At 63.8% G+C, this 21,810-nt stretch carries 21 protein-coding genes; 15 read left to right on the forward strand and 6 right to left on the reverse strand.

What is annotated here, in order from left to right; translation table 11 throughout:
- Window positions 1–258: 258 nt before the first annotated feature.
- From DL237_RS05165 to DL237_RS05190, 6 genes are all read left to right on the forward strand, one after another.
- Window positions 259–1,275: an ABC transporter substrate-binding protein gene (locus DL237_RS05165; protein ID WP_119397988.1), complete on the forward strand. Its 1,017-nt coding sequence runs from the start codon at window positions 259–261 to the stop codon at window positions 1,273–1,275.
- A gap of 94 nt (window positions 1,276–1,369) precedes the next feature.
- Complete coding sequence (locus DL237_RS05170) at window positions 1,370–2,197, forward strand: ABC transporter permease (RefSeq protein ID WP_119397989.1); 828 nt, start codon at window positions 1,370–1,372, stop codon at window positions 2,195–2,197.
- A gap of 4 nt (window positions 2,198–2,201) precedes the next feature.
- A complete protein-coding gene (locus tag DL237_RS05175; protein ID WP_119397990.1) occupies window positions 2,202–2,990 on the forward strand; it encodes an ABC transporter permease in 789 nt (262 codons plus the stop codon).
- 12 nt (window positions 2,991–3,002) lie between these two features.
- Window positions 3,003–4,064, forward strand: a complete 1,062-nt coding sequence (locus tag DL237_RS05180; RefSeq protein WP_119397991.1) for an ABC transporter ATP-binding protein — start codon at window positions 3,003–3,005, stop codon at window positions 4,062–4,064.
- Complete coding sequence (locus tag DL237_RS05185; RefSeq protein ID WP_119397992.1) at window positions 4,061–5,377, forward strand: amidohydrolase family protein; 1,317 nt, start codon at window positions 4,061–4,063, stop codon at window positions 5,375–5,377. Before DL237_RS05180 ends, DL237_RS05185 begins: the two co-directional genes overlap by 4 nt.
- 24 nt (window positions 5,378–5,401) lie before the next feature.
- Entirely contained in the window at window positions 5,402–6,286 is an 885-nt protein-coding gene (locus DL237_RS05190) for a nucleoside hydrolase (protein ID WP_119397993.1), read from the forward strand.
- Here DL237_RS05190 and DL237_RS05195 read toward each other — a convergent pair.
- Window positions 6,283–7,455, reverse strand: coding sequence for an amidohydrolase (locus tag DL237_RS05195; RefSeq protein WP_119397994.1), 1,173 nt, complete (start codon window positions 7,453–7,455; stop codon window positions 6,283–6,285). The genes DL237_RS05190 and DL237_RS05195 overlap by 4 nt on opposite strands.
- Window positions 7,456–7,539: 84 nt before the next feature.
- Here DL237_RS05195 and DL237_RS05200 point away from each other — a divergent pair, with 84 nt between their 5' ends.
- Window positions 7,540–8,190: a phosphoribosyltransferase gene (locus tag DL237_RS05200; protein ID WP_119398220.1), complete on the forward strand. Its 651-nt coding sequence runs from the start codon at window positions 7,540–7,542 to the stop codon at window positions 8,188–8,190.
- Window positions 8,191–8,217: 27 nt separating this feature from the next.
- On the opposite strand, the gene DL237_RS05205 is transcribed toward DL237_RS05200, so the two are convergent.
- Both DL237_RS05205 and DL237_RS05210 read right to left on the reverse strand, forming a co-directional pair.
- The gene (locus DL237_RS05205; RefSeq protein ID WP_158585586.1) at window positions 8,218–8,895 is read right to left on the reverse strand and encodes an SDR family NAD(P)-dependent oxidoreductase; all 678 of its coding nucleotides are present in this window, start codon (window positions 8,893–8,895) and stop codon (window positions 8,218–8,220) included.
- A gap of 32 nt (window positions 8,896–8,927) precedes the next feature.
- Window positions 8,928–9,602, reverse strand: a complete 675-nt coding sequence (locus DL237_RS05210; protein WP_119397996.1) for an SDR family oxidoreductase — start codon at window positions 9,600–9,602, stop codon at window positions 8,928–8,930.
- 270 nt (window positions 9,603–9,872) lie between these two features.
- On the opposite strand from DL237_RS05210, the gene DL237_RS05215 reads away from it, so the two are divergent.
- Window positions 9,873–10,754: an ABC transporter ATP-binding protein gene (locus tag DL237_RS05215; protein WP_233544874.1), complete on the forward strand. Its 882-nt coding sequence runs from the start codon at window positions 9,873–9,875 to the stop codon at window positions 10,752–10,754.
- Window positions 10,751–11,518: an ABC transporter permease gene (locus DL237_RS05220; RefSeq protein ID WP_119397998.1), complete on the forward strand. Its 768-nt coding sequence runs from the start codon at window positions 10,751–10,753 to the stop codon at window positions 11,516–11,518. Before DL237_RS05215 ends, DL237_RS05220 begins: the two co-directional genes overlap by 4 nt.
- Before the next feature lie 71 nt (window positions 11,519–11,589).
- Here DL237_RS05220 and DL237_RS05225 read toward each other — a convergent pair whose 3' ends face one another.
- A complete protein-coding gene (locus DL237_RS05225; RefSeq protein ID WP_119397999.1) occupies window positions 11,590–12,795 on the reverse strand; it encodes a M20 aminoacylase family protein in 1,206 nt (401 codons plus the stop codon).
- Window positions 12,796–12,937: 142 nt separating this feature from the next.
- Here DL237_RS05225 and DL237_RS05230 point away from each other — a divergent pair, with 142 nt between their 5' ends.
- Both DL237_RS05230 and DL237_RS05235 read left to right on the forward strand, forming a co-directional pair.
- On the forward strand, window positions 12,938–13,930 hold the full coding sequence (locus tag DL237_RS05230) for an ABC transporter substrate-binding protein (protein WP_233544875.1): 993 nt from the start codon (window positions 12,938–12,940) through the stop codon (window positions 13,928–13,930).
- Window positions 13,931–13,996: 66 nt separating this feature from the next.
- The gene (locus tag DL237_RS05235; RefSeq protein WP_119398001.1) at window positions 13,997–14,923 is read left to right on the forward strand and encodes a dihydrodipicolinate synthase family protein; all 927 of its coding nucleotides are present in this window, start codon (window positions 13,997–13,999) and stop codon (window positions 14,921–14,923) included.
- A 45-nt stretch (window positions 14,924–14,968) separates the two neighbouring features.
- On the opposite strand, the gene DL237_RS05240 is transcribed toward DL237_RS05235, so the two are convergent.
- Window positions 14,969–16,444, reverse strand: coding sequence for an MFS transporter (locus DL237_RS05240; protein WP_119398002.1), 1,476 nt, complete (start codon window positions 16,442–16,444; stop codon window positions 14,969–14,971).
- Between the two features lie 73 nt (window positions 16,445–16,517).
- Entirely contained in the window at window positions 16,518–17,216 is a 699-nt protein-coding gene (locus tag DL237_RS05245; protein ID WP_158585587.1) for a GntR family transcriptional regulator, read from the reverse strand.
- 248 nt (window positions 17,217–17,464) lie between these two features.
- Here DL237_RS05245 and DL237_RS05250 point away from each other — a divergent pair, with 248 nt between their 5' ends.
- From DL237_RS05250 to DL237_RS05265, 4 genes are all read left to right on the forward strand, one after another.
- Window positions 17,465–18,484, forward strand: coding sequence for a nitrilase-related carbon-nitrogen hydrolase (locus DL237_RS05250; protein WP_119398004.1), 1,020 nt, complete (start codon window positions 17,465–17,467; stop codon window positions 18,482–18,484).
- 445 nt (window positions 18,485–18,929) lie between these two features.
- Window positions 18,930–19,937 (forward strand): ABC transporter substrate-binding protein, encoded by a 1,008-nt coding sequence (locus DL237_RS05255; RefSeq protein WP_158585588.1) that lies wholly within the window; start codon window positions 18,930–18,932, stop codon window positions 19,935–19,937.
- 162 nt (window positions 19,938–20,099) lie between these two features.
- Complete coding sequence (locus DL237_RS05260) at window positions 20,100–20,888, forward strand: SDR family oxidoreductase (protein WP_119398006.1); 789 nt, start codon at window positions 20,100–20,102, stop codon at window positions 20,886–20,888.
- Between the two features lie 64 nt (window positions 20,889–20,952).
- On the forward strand, window positions 20,953–21,807 hold the full coding sequence (locus DL237_RS05265) for an ABC transporter ATP-binding protein (RefSeq protein ID WP_199671985.1): 855 nt from the start codon (window positions 20,953–20,955) through the stop codon (window positions 21,805–21,807).
- Window positions 21,808–21,810: the final 3 nt, after the last annotated feature.

The raw sequence follows: 21,810 nt of genomic DNA on the forward strand, positions 1-21,810 counted from the left end.
CCCGCCCAAGCGGCCCCGCTCAGCCCGCGCCCCGCACCGCGCCGCCCCCTCCCGCGCCGATCCGCCGCCCCGGCCGCGTGCCAGTCGGCCCGACAGGCGCAAGGGCGATTAACATGTGTGCAAATGACTTTTCCGACTGCCTTTTGAACTGGCAAATGCGTGCATTTCCGATTGTCGGCGCTATACGTCACGCATCACATAAATCACCATCACCGTCCGATTCTGCACTCGACCTTCTGAACTAGACAGGGAAACCCCATGAAAAGACTGGCGCAAATCTCCGCCCTCGCCCTTATCGCCTCCGCCGCTTCGGCCCAGGCTGAAACGCTGACCATCTCCTGGTGGGGCTATAACGGCGACAAGCTGAACGCGAACATCATCGAACCCTTCAAGGCCCAGTGTGGCTGCGACGTGCAGTTCGAAACCGGCAACAACGCCGACCGCCTGGGCAAGCTGCAGGCCCGCGGTGGCAAGGGCGTCGACGTGATCTTCCTGACCGACGCCTATTCCCAGATCGGGGTCGAGGCCGGCACCTTCCAGAAATTCGACGCCTCCAAGGTGCCGAACATTGAAAACATTTACGAAATTGCCCGTGACCCCCAGGGCGGCTTTGGCCCCGCCTATACCGTCGGACGCATCGGCGTGGTCTACGACAGCGCCAAGATCGACCCGATCACCAAGTGGGATGACCTGTGGCGTGACGATCTGGCAGGCACCATTTCCCTGCCCGGCATCACCACCACCGCCGGCCCGATGTTCGTCGTTCAGGCCGGTGCCCATGCCGGTGTCGACGCCTACGAAGATGCCGAAGGCGCCTTCGAGGCCGTCAAGGCGATCGAGCCGAACGTGACCAAGAACTACAACACCGGCTCCGAGATGGTGAACCTGATCTCGACCGGCGAAGCCTCGGTCACCATGACCCAGGATTTCACCCTGAAATCCCTGAAAGATGCTGTTCCCACAATGACATGGGCCGAACTGGAAGATGGCGACATCGCGGTTCTGAACACCGTCAACATCCCCACCGGCGCGGAAAACACCGAACTGGCGTATGAGTTCATCAACTTCCTGCTGTCCGACGAAGTGCAGCAGAAAGAGGCCGAACAGGGCGTCGATGCCCCGATCAACATGAACGTCGAACTGACCGACGAACAGGCCGCCATGTGGACCTATGGCGCCGATGCCATCGCCGCGCTGAACACCATGGATTACGCCAAGATGAACGCGAACAAATCCGACTGGATCGACCGCTGGAACGAAATCTTCGGCATGTAAGCCATTGTTTATGATCAGGCATCGCCCTGATCTGACCTTGACGCGGGGCGGTTTGAAATGCCGCCCCGTATCGCTTTGTTAAAGGACACCTGACATGCCCCCCCGATTGCGCGCCTGGGCGCTGGCCACACCGGCCACATTGCTCGTGCTGCTGTTCCTTGGTCTGCCCGTGATCGCGACCTTCGCCACCACCTTCGGCGACCCCAAGGGCCCCTTCGCGACCTATGCCGCCTTCTTCAATTCCCGCTTTCGCACCACGGTGCTGTGGCGCACGATGGAGGTCGCCCTGATCACCACCGTCGTCTCCGTCGCTGTCGGCTTTGCCACGGCCTGGGTCGTCGCAAAGACCCCCGGACGGCTGAAAAGCCTGCTGATCATCGCGGCGGTATTTCCGCTGCTGACCGGGGTTGTCGTGCGCTCGTTCGCCTGGCTGGTGATCCTGGGCAAGAACGGTATCCTGAACAACTTCCTGATCTGGATCGGCGCGATAACCGAGCCGTTTTCAATGCTTTACACCCAAGGGTCGGTGATCGTGGCGATGATCTACCTGTTCGTTCCACTGATGATCCTGACCCTTGTGGGTGTGCTTGAAGGCATTCCCCAGGACCTCACCGATGCGGCCGCCTCGCTCGGGGCCACGCCCGCCGCCGCCTTCCGTCAGGTGGTGCTGCCGATGGCCGTGCCGGGGCTGATCGTGGGCGCGGTTCTGGTCTTCACCGGGTCGTTCACCAGCTATGCCACGCCGCAACTTCTGGGTGGGGAAAGCCAGATGATGATGGGCACATTCCTCTATCAGAACGCCATGGTGCGGTTCGACTGGGTTGCCGCATCGACCGTCGCCGCCATCATGGTCGTCGTGACGCTGGCCACCGTTCTGGTGATGTCGAAACTGGCGCATCGCCTCAATCCGGTCGCGGGGTAAGCACATGCAACGCAAGACACATCCCCTGCTGATCGCCTTCGCAGCACTGACATTCTTCTTTCTGGTCGGCCCGCTGATCATCATCATCGGCGCGTCCGTCTCGGACACGTCCTTCCTGACCTTCCCGCCGCGCGGGCTGACCCTGCACTGGTATCAGAACGCGTTCGAGATTTCGGCCTTCAAGCGCACCTTCGTCACATCGCTGATGCTCGCGGTGGGGGGTACGGCGCTGTCGATGTGCATTGGCATCCCCGCCGCCTACGCCATGGCACGCTACCGGGTCGAACTGCCGCGTTTCCTTGGCAACATCTTCGTTCTGCCAATCCTGATCCCGGAAATCGTGCTTGGGTTTTCGCTGATGAAATCTCTGGCCACGGGCATCAACCTGCCGATCATGCTGTCGCTGCTGATCGGTCACGCGCTGATCGTGCTGCCCTATTGCGTGCGCGTCGTCGGTGCCTCGTTGAATTCCTTCGACTTTTCCATCGAGGAGGCCGCCGTTTCCCTCGGTTGCCCACGTTGGAAAGCGTTCTTTACCGTGCTTCTGCCCAATGTGCGGGCGGGCATCATCGCCGGGTTCATCCTGGCGTTCATCACCTCTCTCAATGACGTTTCGGTGTCGATCTTCCTGACCGGTCCCGGCGTCTCCACCCTCCCGATCCAGCTTCTCGCCCATATGGAGCAGTTCTTCGATCCGACCATCGCGTCGGTTTCGGTTCTGCTGATGGGTGTCACGGTCGCCGTCATGGCCATCGTTGAACGCACGCTCGGCCTGACATTCCTGACCAAGTAAAGGGCCTGACGAATGACCGTATCCCTCTCCATCGAAAACGTCACCGCCCACTACGGCACCACCAAGGTGCTGGAGGACCTGTCGCTGCATATCGCCGAGGGCGAGCTGGTCTCGCTGCTCGGCTCCTCTGGCTGTGGCAAGACGACGACGCTGCGCCTCGTCGCGGGCTTTCTGGAGCCGACGGCGGGCAAGATCCGCCTTGGTGAACGTGACCTGACGCGCCTGCCCGCGCACAACCGTGACATCGGGCTGGTGTTCCAGACCTACGCGCTGTTCCCGCATCTGACCGTGCGCGACAACGTCGCCTTCGGCCTGAAACAGCGTGGCGTTTCGGCAGGTGAGCGCAAGAGGCGCGCCGACGACATGATCGACCGCGTCGGCCTGAACGCGCTGGCGGATCGCTATCCGGCCAATCTCTCCGGTGGCCAGCGTCAGCGCGTTGCCCTGGCCCGCGCCCTTGTCATCGAACCGCCGCTGCTGATGTTCGATGAACCCCTGTCCAACCTCGACGCCAAGCTACGCGTCGACATGCGGGTCGAAATCCGCCGGTTGCAACAGGCCAACGGCACCACCGCGCTCTACGTCACCCACGATCAGGAAGAGGCGTTCTCGATCTCCGACCGCGTGGCGATCATGAACGCGGGCCGTATCATGCAGCTGGACGCGCCAGAGGTGCTGTATTCGCGCCCCGCCAACGCCTTTGTTGCCGATTTCGTCGGGTTCGAGAACATGATCCCGATGAAGGCAATTGCGGAATCCGGCGATGCCGTGCGCGCCGAAATGCCCGGTGGTGCCACTCTGAACCTGCCCAAGGATACGTTTACCGTGCCCTCGCAGAACTTCATCCTGGCCACCCGGCCAGAGGGTCTGCTGGTCGCGCCTAGCGGCGACGGCATCCCCACCAGCCTGGGGCTGCGCACCTATCTGGGGCGCGCCTACCAGTACCAGTGCGACACCGCGGCGGGCGAGCTGAAGGCCAACGGCCCCCTGGCGCACCCCTACGAAAGTGGCTCGAACGCCGTGCTGATCCCGCAGCCCGAACAATGCTGCCTGCTGCCTGCCGAGGCCGCATGATCGTTCTGACCAACGCCCGCATCCTGACCATGGATGCGGGCCTGACCGAGATCGAAAACGGCTGGATCGCGGTCGAGGGCAGCACGATCCTCGGCCTCGGCGCGGGGGCGGCCCCTGCCCGTTATGGCGCAGCGCAGGACATGGGTGGCGACCTGATCATGCCGGGTATGGTCAACCCCCATTGCCACATGCCGATGACCCTGTTCCGGGGCTTGGGCGAAGACGTCGACGACCGCCTGTTCCGCTATATCCTGCCGCTGGAACGCGCGCTGGTCACGGCCGATGTGGTCGAGGTCGGCAGCCGCCTTGCCGCCCTAGAGCTGATCCGGGGCGGGGTCACCACCGTCGCGGACATGTACTATTTCGAGGATCGCATCGGCGCGGTGCTGGACCAGTCCGGCCTGCGCGGTGTCGTCGGGCAAACCCTGGCGAATTTCGCCGCCCCCGATCACGCCACGATGGACGAAGGCTTTGACCGCCTCGATGCGCTGGCCGATCTCTACCGCGGCCACCCCCGAATAACCGCCTCTGCCGCGCCCCACGCGCCCTATTCCACGGGGCTTGAGGTGATGACCCGCGTCGCCAACTGGTCCGACGCCCACCCCGGCCTGCCCGTGCAGATGCACCTGGCCGAGACGCAACCCGAGGTGGCATGGGCCCGCGACACCCATGACATGACCACGGTCGAGGTGGCTGATCGCGCCGGATTGCTGCGCCCCGACCTGATCGCCGCGCACGTGATGTACCCGACCGACTCCGACCTCGACCTGCTGGCGGAACGCGGCGTCAATGTCGCCTACAACGCCCGCTCCAACGGCAAGGCCGGGCGCGGCATCGCCCCGATCACCGGCTTGCGCGCGCGTGGCGTCAATGTCGGGATCGCCACCGACGGGCCGATGTCGGGCAATACGCTCGACCTGTTTTCCCAGTTTGCCCCCGCGACGATGTTCCAGAAAATCGCCGGTGGATCGCGCAAACCGCTGCCCTGCATCGACGTGATCCGCATGGCCACCATCGAAGGCGCGGCGACCCTGGGCATGGCGCATCGCATCGGCTCGCTCGAACCCGGCAAACAGGCCGACCTGATCCGCATTTCGCTGGACGATCCGCGTCTGCACCCGATCTACGACATCTATTCGATGCTGACCTTCGCGACGATGCCGACGGATGTGCGCGCCACCATGGTCGCCGGGCAATGGCTGATGCAGGATCGCCTCTGCACCACGATCGAGGGCGACAAGGCGCTGTCCGACGCGCTGCAAGTCGCCCGTCGTTTCAAGGCCAAGATTGTCGAGATCGACGCAACCGCCTGATCCACCTCAAAGAAAGCCGACCCCATGCGCGTGATCATCGACACGGACCCTGGCATCGACGATGCCATCGCCATCCTTTATGCCCTGCGTCACCCGGATATCGACGTGGCGCTGATGACAACGGTGGCGGGTAACATCGGCCTTGATGTCACGACCCGCAACGCGGGCCGCATCGCCACGCTTGCAGGGATCGAGACCCCGGTACATGCCGGTGCCGCGACCCCCCTGATCCGCGACCCGGACCCCGAGCTTGCAATCCACGGCACCGACGGCCTTGGCGGCGTCACCCTGCCCGATGCCGCAACGCCCCCCAGCCCCCTGCCCGCGGTCGAGGCGATGGCCGCGTTGCTTATGGCCGAGGAGGCGCACACCATCGACCTGCTCTGCCTGGCCCCGCTGACCAATATCGCCCTGCTGCTGGATCATGCCCCCGAGGCCGCCGCCCGCATCCGCCGCGTCATCGCCATGGGTGGCGCGATCTTTGAGCCGGGCAATGTGCACGGCACCCGCGCCGAGTTCAACATCGCCCATGACCCCGAGGCTGCCGCACGCGTCTTTCGCGCCCGACTGCCGCTGATCCTGATTCCGCTGGATGCCACACGTCAGATACGCGCCGATGCCACCTATGTCAGCAGTCTGCGTGCCCTGAACACCGCCCCCGCAACCACCTGCGCCGACCTGATCGACGCCTATTTCGATGCGGCGCGGGGCCGCGAAAGCCGCCCGTTGCACGACCCCTGCGTGCCGCTTCTGGCGCTGCACCCCGACCTGTTCACCGTCGAAACCTACGATCTGGGCGTCGACCTTGCGACAGGCGCGCTGATCCCCGGCAAGCACGAGATCCAGGTCGCCATGTCCCTGGATGCCGATGCGCTACGCGAAGAGATGCGCCGCGGATTAGGGCGTTAGAGCCCCAGCTCTTCCTCGACCACCGCGCACCACCATGCGACGCCCGCGGGGATGCAATCATCGTTGAAATCATAGTTCGTCGCGTGGTGCGCGCCGTTCTCGCGCATCGCGCCCATGCCCAGCCAGACATAGGCACCGGGCACACGGGTGCCGAACTCGGCAAAATCGTCCCCTGCGGTCGAAGGCGGGAAGGCCGTGCGCAGCGACCCCTCGCCCAAGGCCCGCACGACGGCGCGCTGCGCCACATCGACCGGCACCGCGTCATTGACCACCGGCGGAATGCGTCGGGTAAAGCTATAGTCGACATCGATGCCATACCCCGCCGCAACACCGCGCGCATGCCGCCCGATCGCCTCTTCCAACTGATCCCGCACACCCACCGAATAGGCCCGCGCGGTGCCACCGATGCGCACCTCTTGCGGGATCACGTTCAGCGCGTTGAAATCTCCCGCCTCAACGGCACAGGCCGAAATCACCGCAGGCTCCAGCGGGTCGACTTCGCGCGCAACGATACTGTGCACCTGCCCCAGAAAGACACCGCAGGCGGTCACCGCGTCGCGCCCCTGGTGCGGTTTGGCGCCATGGCTGCCAAGCCCGCGAAAGGTGACATGCCAGTGGTCCGAACTGGCCAGCTGAGGCCCCTCGACCGCTGCGACGACGCCCAGCTCCAGCCCCGGCATATTGTGCAGGCCATAGGCCGCATCCACTGGAAACTGCTCGAAAAAGCCATCTGCAACCATCCTGGCGCCGCCACCGCGCCCCTCCTCTGCCGGCTGAAAGACGAAATGCACGGTGCCGGAAAAGTCGCGCTGTGCCAGCGCCTCTGCCGCGCCCAACAGCATCGTCGTGTGGCCGTCATGCCCGCAGGCATGCATCCGACCGGGGCTTGTCGAGGCATAGTCGAGGCCGGTCACCTCGGTCATCGCCAAGGCATCCATATCGGCGCGCAGCAGGATCGCGCGGTTGCCATCCCCCTTGCGCAGCGTGCCGACCACGCCGGTATCACCAAGCCCGCGCGTCACCTCCAGCCCCGCCGCCTCAAGACGCTTCGCAACGATGTCCGACGTGCGCTGCTCCTCGAACCCGAGCTCGGGGTGGGCATGCAGATCACGACGCAATGCGGTCAGATCGCGTAAAACATGCGCCTCCATCGGGCTGGTGTCTTTCATGGGCGGCGGTCCTTCTGTAGTGCTGCGGCAAGCAATGGCATTGGCACGGGGATACACGTGCCCGAAGAAATGGGAAAGCGCGTGATGAGAACCGATGTCTGGCAGGCCCTGCACAGCGACCTGACCCCCGGCGTTCAGCCCGACCAGGAAACTTACGCCGCCCCGATGGGTACGCACCACCTTCTGCTGCCCATTCGTGCGCTGGCGGACGGCGACCGCGGTGTCGCCTCGATGATCCTCAATCAAGCCAGCTTTTCGGTTCTCGATGCCATCGCAGACCGCCTGAGCGATCAACTGCGCGCCCATGCCCCCGATGTCATCGTCGCCGTGCCGACGCTGGGCCTGCCCCTGGCCGAGGCCGTGGCCCGACGCCTCGGGCATACCCGGCTGGTGCCGCTGGGGACATCGCGCAAGTTCTGGTATCAGGAGGACCTTTCGGTGCCGCTCTCCTCGATCACCTCACCGGGCCAGGGCAAGCGGCTCTACCTGGACCCAAGGATGAAACCCCTGCTGACGGGGCGCATTGCCATCATCGACGATGTGCTTTCGACCGGCACTTCGATGGCGGCGGTTCTGGCGCTGATGGACAAGGCAGGGATCCTGCCCAGCGTCATTGGCGCGGCCATGTTGCAGGGGTCGGCATGGCGCAACAAGGTTGCAGGCATCACGGTCGAGGGGGCCTTTTCCACGCCAATCCTGCGCAGGACCGACGCGGGCGGCTGGCGCGCGGAGTGATCCCCGCCCCCGCGCCTTTCCTTGCGTTCAGGCCAGCTCAGTGCCGTGCCAGATGAATGCGCCGTTGTCTTCGGGTGTTGCGCGGTCCAGTACGCCGATCATGCCTGAAACCGCCTGTTCCACGCTCAGGTCACCCGCGTAACCGGTCATCCGGGTCCTGACCCGTCCGGGACGCAGCGTGATGCAGGTACAACCCCAGTCTTTCCATTCGACCGCCAGATTGCGCCACATCTGATTCAGCGCCGCCTTGGAGGCCCGATAGGCAAACTGGCGCGGCACGTCATAGCGACCAGTGTCTGCTGCAAGGCTCGATACGCCGACCAGCAGTTTAGCCTCGCCCATCTTCAGATTGTCTTCCAGCAACGCAGCCAGGTGCAGCGGAGCATAGGTGTTCACCATCATCGACCGCTCGAACGACTCTGCCGTCACCTCCTCGGGGGCGGCTTCGGTTTCCTCGCTGATCCCGGCGTTCAGGATGACGACGTCTATGGGGCGACCTTTCAGGCGCAGCGCCAGTTCGGCGGCTTTCTTGTCGTCCTGCGCATCATAGCGGATTTCGGTCGCGTCATAGCCCAGTTGTGCATAATCCGCCGGTTTGAAGGGCGACCGGTTGGCGGCAATGACCGCCCAGCCCCGCGCCGCGTATTGACGGGCAAACTCCAGCCCGATGCCGCTGTTCGCACCCGTGATCAAAACTGTTGGCATATGGCCCTCTTCTTTCTTGCGCTCCGCATCCATCACCAGGCCACGTCCAGCCCATCGTATCCGATGATCCGGCCCGCATCGGCCATCGACAACCCCTCGACCACGCGCTTCATTCCAGCGACACTGTCTTCGACCTTTATTCCGCGCCCCTCGGTCATGTCCGTGGCCACCATGCCGGGCCGCAACAGCGTGCAGGTGATCCCTTCGGGGCGCCATTCCCGTGCCAGTGCCGACCAGACCGCGTTCAGCCCGGTTTTCGAGGCACGATAACTGTATTGCGTGCCCCAGTCGTTTGCCGCGACCGACGACATCAGACTGGACATGGCACAGCATATCCTCAACTCGCCCGCGAGCAGATTTGGTTTCAGCGCCCGTGCCAGGGCAAAGGGCGCAAAGGTGTTCGTGCGGATCACTTTCAGGAACTCCGCGCGCCCCACCTCTGACGGTCCGGCCAAAAGGTTGATCGCGATCCCGGCATTGGCAATCAGCACGTCGATTGCCTGACCGTCCAGCGCCTGCACCAGCGCCTCGATAGACTGCGGGTCCGTCACCTCCAGCGGCAGAACCCGCGCGCCCAGACTGGCCAGGTCCGTCGCCGTTTCAGGCGTGCGGGCGGTTCCGATGACCTCCCATCCCCCGGCGATGAACTGTCGGGCCAGCTCCAGCCCGATTCCCCTGCTGGCCCCGGATATGAGCATCCTTGGCATGATGCGTCCCCTTTTGATCCTTTTAGTGTGCAATTGGTACACCACTCAAAATCCAAGGCGCAACTGCCGACCCGTTTTTTCCCTGTTGACCCGCTCCGTGCGCCTTCGGAACAGGCTCCACGCCGCCAACTCTGCCCATATTGAAGGCAATCGATATTTGACCCTGCAATAATTGGTGCTGGCATCTGGCATTTGGTGCACCCTCGGTATGCCATATGGCTCACCCGGGCCAGCACTGCCCGCCGGGATACCAAAGACAGGGAGCTTTCCATGAAATCCGCCGCTTCTGCCGCCAGCGTCGTGCCTATGTCGACGCCTGAGGCCCCCGCCGGGCAGCCAGCAACCCCCGAGCCCGACAGCCGTCGCGAAGCCATCATCGAACTGTCGCACACCGGCGTCACCTTCGAAACCAGGAAGGGCAATGACCTCGTTGCACTGGATGATTTCAACCTGACGATCTACCGCGAAGAGATCGTTTCGCTGGTGGGGCCATCGGGATGCGGCAAATCCACCGTCCTGCGCATTCTGGCCGGGCTGCAAAAGCCGACGACAGGTGATTTCTGGATTGGTGGCGGCAAGACGCGACAAGGGTTTTCCGAAGTCGCAATCGTTTTTCAACGCCCGACCCTGCTGCCGTGGCGCAACGTGCTCGACAACGTTCTCTACCCTGCACGCGTGCTCAAGGGCCGCGCCGACAAGGATGACCGCGACCGCGCACGCGCGTTGCTGGCCCTCGTCGGGTTGGAAGAGATGGCCGACCGGATGCCGCACGAGTTGTCGGGCGGCATGCAGCAACGGGCCTCCATCGCGCGCAGTCTGATCCTGGACCCCAAGATCCTGTTGATGGACGAACCCTTTGGCGCGCTCGACGCCCTCACGCGCGAGGATCTGCAACTTGACCTGCTGGAGATCCACGAACGCACCCGCAAGACGATCCTGCTCGTTACACACTCGATATCCGAGGCGGTACTGCTGTCGGATCGTGTTGCGGTCATGTCCGCCCGTCCCGGCCGGCTGCAAGACCTGATCACGGTCGACATTCCCAAACCGCGCGGCCCGGATTCCACCGCGCGGCCCGATTTCCACACCTATTCGCAACGTATCCGGGACGATATCTTCGGCCCGCGCACCAAAAGGGACCGCGCCCAATGACCCCCGCCCTGCGCAAGATCATCCTGCCCGTCGCCACCTTCCTCGCCTTTCTCGGGGTCTGGCAATTCCTCAGCTACGCGATGGAGATCCCGATCTATCTGCTGCCCTCGCCCGTCGATATCTTCCATGGCGGCACCCGACTGGGCATGACCATGCTGACCAATACCGGAGAGACGCTGAAGACCATCCTGATCGGCTTCGCCTGCGCCTGTCTGGTCGGCATTCCCCTGGGCGTCCTCGTCTCGGTCAATCGCACCGTGTCGGAAATGATCTATCCGCTGATCGTCTTTCTGAACGCCATTCCGATCATCGCCATCGCGCCGATCCTCGTGGTGATCTTCGGCACCGACATGACGACGCGCCTGATCATCGTCACGCTGACCTGCTTTTTCCCCATCATGGTGGCCACCGCCTCCGGTATCCTCGACACGCCGTCGGAAATGCTCGACCTCGCCCGCGTCGCCGGGGCCTCGACCATGACCGAGATCCTGACAGTGCGCCTGCCCCATGCCGTGACGTTCATCTTCAGCGGCTTGCGCATCGGCGTGACCGTGGCCGTCGTGGGCGCAGTCGTGGCCGAGTTCGTCAATGCCAACAAGGGGTTGGGCTTTCTCGTCACCTCCTCGACCGCTCAGTTCGCAATCCCCACCGCGACCGCCTGCGTGGTCATGCTGGCCATCGTTTCGGTGCTGCTTTACGAGGCGGTGAACTGGATCCACCGTGGCTTTTTCGGCTGGTCGATCAAATCCAACGTCGGGGACTGACCCCAGCGGACCCCATGAAAAAGGCCGGCGCTGGCGCCGGCCTTTCCTGTTTGTCGCGATGTGTCCTTGCTTCAGGCAGCGGCGTTGGTCTCCCGTTCCTGCCCGCCCAGCTCCTGGTTGACGACCGACACCCAGTAGGCCGCACCCCAGGGAATGATCGCATCGTTGAAATCGTAATCGGGCATGTGGTTGTTCTTCCACTCCGGCCCGTCGCCATTGCCCATCATCACGTTGCAGCCGGGCCGCGCGATCGCCATGTAGGCGAAATCGTCGGCGGCGTTGATCGGGGCGCTGTTGCCATCGACGTTCTCGGCCCCCGCGACCGCAGCGGCGGCGGCAATGGCGATGTCGGTCTGTTCCCGCGCGTTGACCAGCGGCGGATAGCCGCGCTGATAGTCCAGCTCGGCGGTGCACCCACTCATCGCCGCGCAGGCCTCGGCCACCTCGCCCAGACGTTTTTCCAGCAGATCGCGGATCACCGGATTGTGGCAGCGCGCCGTGCCGGTCACCACGATTTCCGATGGCATCACATTGTGGCTGGTGCCCGCCTCGATCATGCCGACGGTCAGCACGGCCGATTCCTGCGCCACGATATTGCGCGACACGATCGACTGAACGCCCAGAATGAAATGCGCCAGCGGAATGGTCGTGTCGGTCGATTTCTCCGGCGCGCCCGCATGGCCGCCCGTGCCCTTGAAGCGCACGACCCAGGTGTCGGCGCAGGCCAGTTGGCCGCCGACGCGGGTGATGAATTTGCCCACCGGCAGGCCGGGCTTGTTGTGCAGCGAATAGACCGCATCGCAGGGGAACTGCTCGAACAGCCCGTCCTCGATCATCTTCAGGCCCCCGGCGCCGCCTTCCTCTGCGGGCTGAAAGATGCAGTGCACGGTGCCTGCAAAATCGGGATTGGCCTTGAGATAGCGCGCCGCGCTCAGCAGCATCGTGGTATGGCCATCATGGCCGCAACCGTGAAACTTGCCCGGAATGGTCGATTTATGCCCGAACGTATTCGTTTCGGTCATGTTCAGCGCATCCATGTCGGCACGCAGCCCAACGGACCTGTTACCGGGCCTGTTGCCCTTGATCACGGCAACGACCCCGGTGCCTGCCAACCCCTTATGCGCCTCGATGCCCCATTCTGCCAGCTTGTCCATCACGATGCCCGATGTGCGGTGCTCTTCGTAACTGGTTTCAGGGTGCATATGGATATCGTGTCGCAGGGCGACCATTTCATCTTCATGCTGGCTCAGCGCGGCAAAGACCTCTTCGAAGTGCATGATTTTTCCTCTCAGCTGGATGTCTTGTCACCGATTTCGCGACCTGCGCAGGTTCGGCGATGAAATTTATAGACGTCATGCTACCGGTATTCTAATGGTATGCCAATAACAAACCACATCCCCCAACAGGAGATTCCCGCACATGACTAATCCGATGAACCGCACGGGCCTGCGCCTGGCAACAGCCTCTCTTCTTGCCCTGTCGCTGGCTGCCCCGGCGCTGGCTGCGGACAAGGTCAACTTTCAGCTCGACTGGACACCGGGCGGCATCTCCGCACCCTATTACCTCGGCCTCGATAATGGCTGCTATACGGACCAGGACATCGACGTGACCATATCGCGCGGCTATGGCGCGTCGGATGCCGTGACCAAGGTCGCCACCGGTGTGTCGGATTTCTCGGTCACGGACCTTGGCACGATCATCGGCATCATCTCTGAAACCGGCGCGCCCGTTAAGGCGATCATGCCGATTGTCTCCAACAACCCTTCGGCCATTGCCGTGCTTGAGGACAGCCCGATCCAGACCCTGACCGACCTTGAGGGCCATTCCATCGGCTCTTCCGTCGGCAATGCCGCCATGACCTTCCTGCCCCTCGGAATGACGGACGCGGGTGGCGATTACAGCAAGGTCGAGGAGATTACCGCCGACGGCTCTGCCCTGACCGGCCTCTTGCTGCAAGGCAAGATCGATGCGCTGGCCAGCTATGTGACCTCGGTTGTCGGCATCAACTCCGTCGCACAAAATGCGGGCAAATCGGTGCGTGCGATCTATTACGGCGATACGCTGAACCTCTACAACGCCTCCGTGTTCACCTCGGATGCGATGATCGCCAGCAACCCCGACTTGGTGAAACGCTTCGCCAGCGCCGTGCAGTGCAGCTATGACGCCGCGCGCAAAGACCCCACCGCGGCCATCGACGCCATCGTCGCCCACGTCGACGGGATGCTGCGCGAAAGCCAGGAGGCGATGGTGCCCAATTCCGTCAGCTTCGCCTTCGACAACGACATCTTCGACAAGAACGGCTATGCCTTCGACATGGATCGCGTCGCCCACAATATCGACATGGTCGACACGGTCACGCCGCTGACGAACAAGCCTGCCGTCACGGACGTCATCTACGACATCACCAACTGACCCCATCCCGCACGACCGGTGCCGCCCGGCGTGGCGGCACCGCCTGTCCCAGAAAGATCCCAATTCATGACCCTGATCACCGCATCCAGCAAAGGCGTCTTCGTCATTGCCGTCACCCCCTTCACCGAAAATGGCGCGATCGACCACGCCAGCATCGACCGCGTGACGGATTTCTATTTCGACGCCGGGGCCGATGGTCTGACCATCCTCGGGATGATGGGCGAAGCACCAAAGCTGACCCCAGGCGAAGCCCTCGCCGTGACCCGTGCCACGCTGGCCCGCGCCTCGGGCAAACCCGTGGTGGTCGGCGTTTCGGCCCCCGGACTGGCCGCGATCCGCGATCTGTCCGCCGCCGCGATGGACCTCGGGGCCTCGGGGGTCATGGTTGCCCCGCCGTCGTCGCTGAAGACCAACGAACAGATCATCGCCTATTACGCGCAGGTGGTCGAGGCGATCGGGGCCGATGTGCCGATGGTTCTGCAGGATTTCCCGCTGTCGACCAACGTGCATATTTCCCCCGCCACCCTCGGCACGATCTTCGAGGCGCACCCCTCCATCGTGATGCTCAAGCACGAGGACTGGCCGGGTCTGGCCAAGATCACCGCGCTGCGAGAGGCCGAGGAAAAGGGTCGCCGCCGTACCGCGATCCTGACCGGCAACGGCGGATTGTTCCTGCCCGAGGAAATGCGCCGTGGTGCCGATGGTGCGATGACCGGCTTCGGCTTTCCCGAGATGATGCGCGATGTCGTTGCCCTGTCGAACGCAGGTGATCACGACCGGGCCAACGACATCTTCAACGCCTACCTTCCGCTGGTGCGCTATGAACAACAACCCGGCCTCGGGCTGGCGGTGCGCAAATACGTGCTGGCCAAACGTGGCGCCATCGCCTCGGCTGCGATGCGCAAACCGGGTGCGCCCCTGCCATCCGTCGCGGTGGCCGAGGTCGAGGCGATGCTTGCCCGCCAGGCGCGCCGTCTATCCGAGCTCGGCTGATACCGCAGGGGCTGATCTGTCATCGCGCATCGGCTCCTGCCTCTTTCACGCCACAGGTTCGCTGACAGGCGGTGGGGTGTCTCGGCCATATCCCTCCAGCCGCCGGTTCGGCAGCAGAACCATCGCGATCAGGCACAGCGTCATCAGCCCCCCGAGGGTCGCGCCAAAGCTCCATAACGGCAGTCGTGCGCCCTCCAGCGTCTCCGCAGCCAAGCCCGATCCGACCGCCATCATCCCCACGACGGAAACACCGATGGTGCCCCCCATGGATCGCATGAACGACAGCACACCGATTGAGGCGCCCATCTGCCCCGGCGCGGCGGCGTTCTGCACGATCAATGCGAACACCGGAAACAGCATTCCCACCCCCATACCAAGGCCGATGGTCGGCAGGATCAGCAACAGCAGCGTCGTGTCTTGTGCCATGACCACCGTCACCGCGGCGGCAAACACCGTTCCCATCACCGCGCCGCTGACCACCAGCCGCTTGTAGGCCGGGCGGCGTTTCAGGATCTGCGGCGTCAGAAACGCTCCGACCAGCCCGCCCGCGATCATCGCAAGGATGCCAAGGCCCGCCTGCGCCGCGCTCAATCCATTGACCTTCTGGAAATACAGCGGCAGGTAGATCGCCAGCCCGAGGTTGGTCCCCACACAGGCAGCCAGCCCCAGCGACGCCAGCACGATGGATCGATTGGTGAACACCGCCAGCGGGATAAGCGGGTCGCGGGCCTTGATCATGCGCACGGCGAACCCCGCCCAGAACACCGCGCTCAGCGCCACCAGCGCCCAGATCGGCAGCACCGGTGTTTCGCCCGCCCCCACGGTCTCCGACGCGCTGAAGATCAGCAACAGCGGCACGGTCGCCGCCAACAGCAACCCGGCGCCGGGCCAGTCGATGCGGCGCCCCTTCAGGGCGGCACGCGGCGTCAGCGCCGTCATGACACCCCAGAACACCAACAGGCAGGGCAAAAGGTTGACCCAGAAGACCCAACGCCAGCTCAGGTATTGCGCCAGCGCGCCGCCCGCCAGCGGCCCGATCAGCCCGGCCACCGCATAGATGGTCGAAATGAAGGCGCTGAACACCGCACGCCGCGCCATCGGCACCCGGTCGGCCACGACGACGAAGGGCACGGACACCAGGCCACCCGCGCCGCAGCCCTGCAACAGGCGCGCCGCCACCAGGAATTCCAGCGATGGCGCAATGGCACACAGGATCGACCCCGCCAGGAACAGCGCGTTTGCCAGCAACAACGCGTAGCGCCGGCCCCGAATGTCCGCGATGGCCCCATACAGCGGTGCCGCCACCATCGACGCCATCAAAAAGCCCGTCGCGACCCAGGCCAGCAACGCACCGCCGCCGAAATCGGCCAGGATATCGGCCAGCACCGGCCCGACGATCGTCTGGTCCAGTGCTGCCACGAACAACGCCATCATCGCCGCAGCCAGCAGGCGTGGTGTTCCGCGTTCAAGAAACCGCAAACGCGTGCGCCCCGCAGGCGGGGTCTGTTCAAAGTCGGTCATCGTGATCCCTGCTGGTGCTCAATATGCTCTGATGTGGCGCAACGCTGGAATGATGTCGAACCAAACCGCGCGTCTAGCGACGGATTCCCAGAATGTAGTCCACGATCGCCGCGCGCACATGGTCAATATGCGCCCCCATGAGGGTCCGCGTCAGTTCAGGGTCTGTGCCCGCCGCGGCCCGGATCAGGGCGCGATGTTCCTCTGCGCCCGGCGTCAGCCGATGCGAAATGCGCGAGGTGTTGAAGATATGCGTCCGCCGCCGCAGATCGCGGATCGACTGGCTCAGCATCGGATTGCCCGCCGCCTCCGCGATGGAATGGTGCACCAGATCATCGACCGCCCAATGCTGGGCCGACGTCACCTCGTTCAGCTGCAAAAGATGATCCAGCGCCGCCTCGACCTGCGCCAGCACGTCGGCACCGATCCGCCCCGTGGCGCGCGCCGCCGCCTCCATCTCCAGGATACGGCGCAGATCCAGCAGCCGCACATAGCTCTCGACGCTGATATCCGCGACCACGAGGTTACGCCCCGGCCCCCGCAGGATCAACGCCTCTGCCTCCAGCCGGAACAGCGCCTCGCGCACCGGCGTGCGGGAAATTTCCATGCTCTGCGCCAGCTTGCGTTCGTGCAGCGCCTCGCCCGGCTTGACCTCACCGGCCAGCAACAGGTCCAGGATGTGCGCATAGGCGACCTCCGACAGGCTCCGCTCTCCTGCGGCGACGATTGGGTCGCGCCGTGGCCGCGCATCTTTCAGGGTAACGATATGCTCCAAGGGGCCCACTCTCCGCTGTTGTCATTTTGCCTGTCGGGACAGACCGCTTGCGGTTTGCTGGCGCAATTGCATCCCCATGGTCGACCAAAGCCATACCGCATCCGCACCGGCATGTGAAGATATGGCGGTCATGCGCATTTTCCATCGCACCAAACCGAAATCCGCCGCATTGACACCGTCGGCGTTCAATTGGTATACCACTTGCACACAGATAAAAACACCAACCTCCAACCAACAGGGAGACGCAGATGGCCATTCAACCGTGGCGCGCGACGTGCATCCAGATGACCAGCAAGATCGCGTGCAACGCGACCACCAAGGACGCGGCGTGGGACATCATAAACGCCAACATTGCCAACGCGCTCAGCAAGATTCGCGCCGCCTGCGAAGGACCGAATCCCCCGAAACTGGTCGTGCTGCCCGAGTTTGTCTTTCAGGGTCCGCAACGGGGCACCCCTGCCAGCCAGTGGATCGAACGTGCCTGCGCCACGATCCCCGGCCCCATCACCGAAACGCTGGCCGACCTGTGCCGCGAATTCGACATCTACATCGCCGGCAACCACTTCGAGGTCGATCCGAAATGGCCGGACCGCTACTTCAACTCGTCCTTCCTGCTCGATCCCAGCGGAGAGGTGATCCTGCGCTACCGTCGCATCAACACCGGCAGCTGGACATCGCCGCACGACATTCTGGATGAATACCGCGATGCCTATGGCGAAGACGGCATTTTCCCCGTCGCAGACACGCCCCTCGGTCGCCTGGCGATCTATCCCTGCGGTGAGGTCAATGTGCCCGAAATCACCCGCGTGTTCATGTTGCGCGGCGCCGAGGTGATCCTGCACCCCAACAACGAACCCCTGACCCCGATCGCGGACATGGCCAAGCAATGCCGCGCCGCTGAAAACATGATGTATCTGGTTTCGACCAACCTGGCTGGCACCGCGGGCTTCTCCGACACGCTGACTGGCGGGCATTCGATGATCGTCGACTATCGCGGCACCCGTATCGCCTTTGAGGAAACGGCCGAGGAAACCGTCGCATGTTCGGCCATGATCGACGTCGAGGCGCTGCGCGATGCCCGCAAGGATCTCGGCATGGGCAACAGCATCCTGCGCGGCCGCTTTGCGATGTACCGCGACTACTACGGCAAGGCCGAGGTCTATCCCGCCAACGGCCTTGCCGAAAAGGCCGTCGAATCCAATGATGATTTTGCACCGGTGCAAAAGATCGCGCTGGATAACCTCACGAAGGCCGGGATCGTCCGCTAGGATCGTCCTTTCGACCACGGCTCAGGTCGCCGGGCACGTGCCAGGACATCGAAATTTGCAGGGGCGGATCAAAATGGTCCGCCCCTTTGTCATGTGCGGCCATCCTCCTGGCCCGCCGCGACGGCCAAAAATCACGCCTGCATTATTCCGTCCCGCAGCTCGGCCTTGGCGCACCCTGGCCTGAACGTCTGCGAACAGGCCAGCAACCCGACCTCTTCCACAGCTCGGCATGTCCGCCGCTGACGCCCAATGGCGTCGCAACAGTCATTCGTGCACTCACGAACCTCTCCCGCACGCGCTTGGTATACAATCGGAATGCACGACAATTGAGCAATCGTCCCTACCCTCTTCCGGTTTGCCTCCCGGTTCGTTGACTCGCGAAATTCCATTGGCATACCATCTGAATGCCACAATAAAAAACGACCATCACCAACAGGATTTCCCAATGAAACATCTTTTTCTGCGTACCACGTCGACGCTTGTCACAGCCGCGGTGATCAGCGGCTTTTCCCTGTCTGCCGCCCTGGCCGATGACCTCAAGGATGTCACGCTCCGGCTGGCCTGGATTGCCGGCGGCGTCGATGCCCCGGTGTTCATGGCCGCCTCCAAGGGCTATTTTGCCGAACAGGGCCTCGACGTCGAAATCGTCGACGGCAACGGCTCGACCGGCACGATCAAGGCCATCGGTTCAGGCGACTTCGATATTGGCATTGCCGGTCTCGGCGCGCTGGCACAGGCCCAGCAGGCGGCAGGCGCAAGCGATATCATCGCCGTCGCCGGTCTGCTGCAAAAGGACCCCACCTCGATCATCTCGCTCAAGGGATCGGGCATCACCTCTCCGAAAGATATCGAGGGCAAGCGCCTGGGAACCGAGGCCGGCAACCTGGAAGACGGCATGATCAAGGCGTTCGCCGAGGCGAACGATGTCGACATGGACAAGGTCAAGATCATCGTCATCAACGGCGGCGGTGACAAGATCGCCCTGCTGAAGGGCGATGTCGATTTCATCAATGGCTGGGCCAACCCCGATGGCGACAAGGTCTCGGCGCAGAAACCCATAGAGGAACCGATGCTGTTCGCCGACTACGGCGTCAACCTGATCGGATCGTCGGTCATCGTGCGCAAGGATTACCTGGCCGAGCATGGCGATGAGGTGAAAGGGTTCCTCGCGGCGCTGGTCAAGGCCAAGGCCGATGTTGCCGCCGATCCCGAGGCCGCCCGCAATGTAGTGATGGAGGCCCGCCCGGATTCCGATCCCGACGGCATCCTGAACGAAATCAAGGTGATGCAGAAATACGAACACACCGCCGCCAGCGAAGGCAAGCCCTACGGCTGGGTCGCCCCCGAGGATATCGAGCTGACGATTTCTCTGCTGGAAAAATACAGCGGCATGACGCCCGGCCTCACCCCCGACGACATCTACACCCCGGACTACCAGGCCCCCACGAACTGAGGCGGCCCCGCATCGCCGCCAGCGACAGGCAGGGACGCGCCCCCTCGCGCGGCCCTGCCGACCGCCTGACGTCCCCCGACCCGGACCGTCCGGCCCGGGCACACCACACCGACTTGGCCTTGTGGCGCAGGCCGCAACCGGCCCATTGAAAGAACTGACCGCATGGATTTCGGACTTACCCAGAAACACGCCCTCGTCACCGGCGCCAGCTCCGGGCTCGGCCTTGCCATCGCCCGCGCCCTGCTGGCCGAAGGCGCGACCGTCACTCTGACCGGCCGCTCGGATGAGCGTCTGCGCACAGCCATTGCCGACCTGCCCGAGGCCCTGCGCGACAAGTGCGATTTCACGGCTGTCGACCTTGGCGACCCGGATGCGGCGCCCCGGCTGGCAGAGGCCGCGACCCGGCGCACCGGGCAGGTGGACATCCTGGTCAACAACACCGGCGGCCCGCCGCCGGGCATCGCCAGCACCATCGACCCCGACGTCATGCGCACGCAGTACGGTGCCATGGTCGACCCGGTAATCAGGCTGACGCTGGCCCTGCTTCCAGGCATGAGAGAGCGTGGCTGGGGCCGTATCCTGACTGTCGCCTCCAGCGGCGTTGTCCAGCCGATCCCGCACCTGCCCATGTCGAACGCCCTGCGCTCCACCCTCGTCGGGTTCATGAAAACTCTGGCGGGCGAAGTCGCTGTCGATGGCGTTACCGTCAACGTCATCGCACCGGGCCGGATCGCCACCGCACGCACCGCCGCCCTCGATGGTGCCGCTGCCGAGCGGGCGGGCAAACCCGTGGCCGACATCGCCCGCGCCTCTGCCGCCAGCATTCCCGCAGGGCGCTACGGCGATCCCGATGAATTCGGCGCCGTCGCGGCCTTCCTCGCCTCTAAACGCGCCAGCTACGTCACCGGCAGCACCATCCGCGTCGATGGGGGCGCGATCCGCGCGGTCTGATCCGCCGCGTCCATCCACCAGCAACAGGGGGCCGGCCACATGCCGGCAAAGAGAGATGAATGTCATGACAGCCACACCAGGCCTCGCGGCCACCCTGCCCGACACCGGGCCGACCGTCACGGAAACGGCCACGCCGCCCCGGCCCGCGCATATCTCGATGTCCGGCGTTACCAAGGTGTTCAACGGGCGCAAGGGCAAGGTCGAGGCCCTGCGTTCCGTCGACCTGGATATCCGGCGCGGTGAATTCGTCTCGGTGCTCGGGCCCTCGGGGTGCGGCAAATCCACCTTGTTGATGCTGCTCTCGGGGCTGCTGTCGCGCACCGAAGGCAACATCTCGGTCGGCGGCAAGGACATTACCAAACCGAACTCCGACCTCGGGATCGTCTTTCAGCAGGATGTTCTGCTCGACTGGCGCTCGGCCCTCGACAATATCCTGATCCAGGCCGAATTGCGCAAATCTCCGATGGAGGAGGCAAAGGCCAAGGCACGCAACCTGCTGCGCATGGTCAGCCTTCAGGATTTCGAAGACGCCTATCCGCATGAACTGTCGGGTGGCATGCGTCAGCGCGTTTCGATCTGTCGCGCGCTGCTGCACGAACCCGACCTGATGCTGATGGACGAACCCTTCGGCGCGCTGGATGCGATGACGCGCGACCAACTGCAAATCGACCTGCTGCGGCTGTGTTCGGAACGCGACATGACGGTGTTCTTCATCACCCACTCGATTTCCGAGGCGATCTTCCTCAGCGACAGGGTTGTCGTCATGACCCCCCGACCCGGCCGGATCGAACGCATCATCGATATCGACCTGCCCCGCCCCCGCCGTCTGGCCATGCGCGAAGACCCGAAATTCACCGGCTACGTGCACGAGCTGACGGACATCTTCAAGAACCTCGGTGTGTTCCGAGAGGAGTATTGAGAC

The sequence above is a fragment of the Pseudooceanicola sediminis genome (genome assembly GCF_003575965.1).
GTDB classification, from domain to species: Bacteria; Pseudomonadota; Alphaproteobacteria; order Rhodobacterales; family Rhodobacteraceae; genus Pseudooceanicola; species Pseudooceanicola sediminis.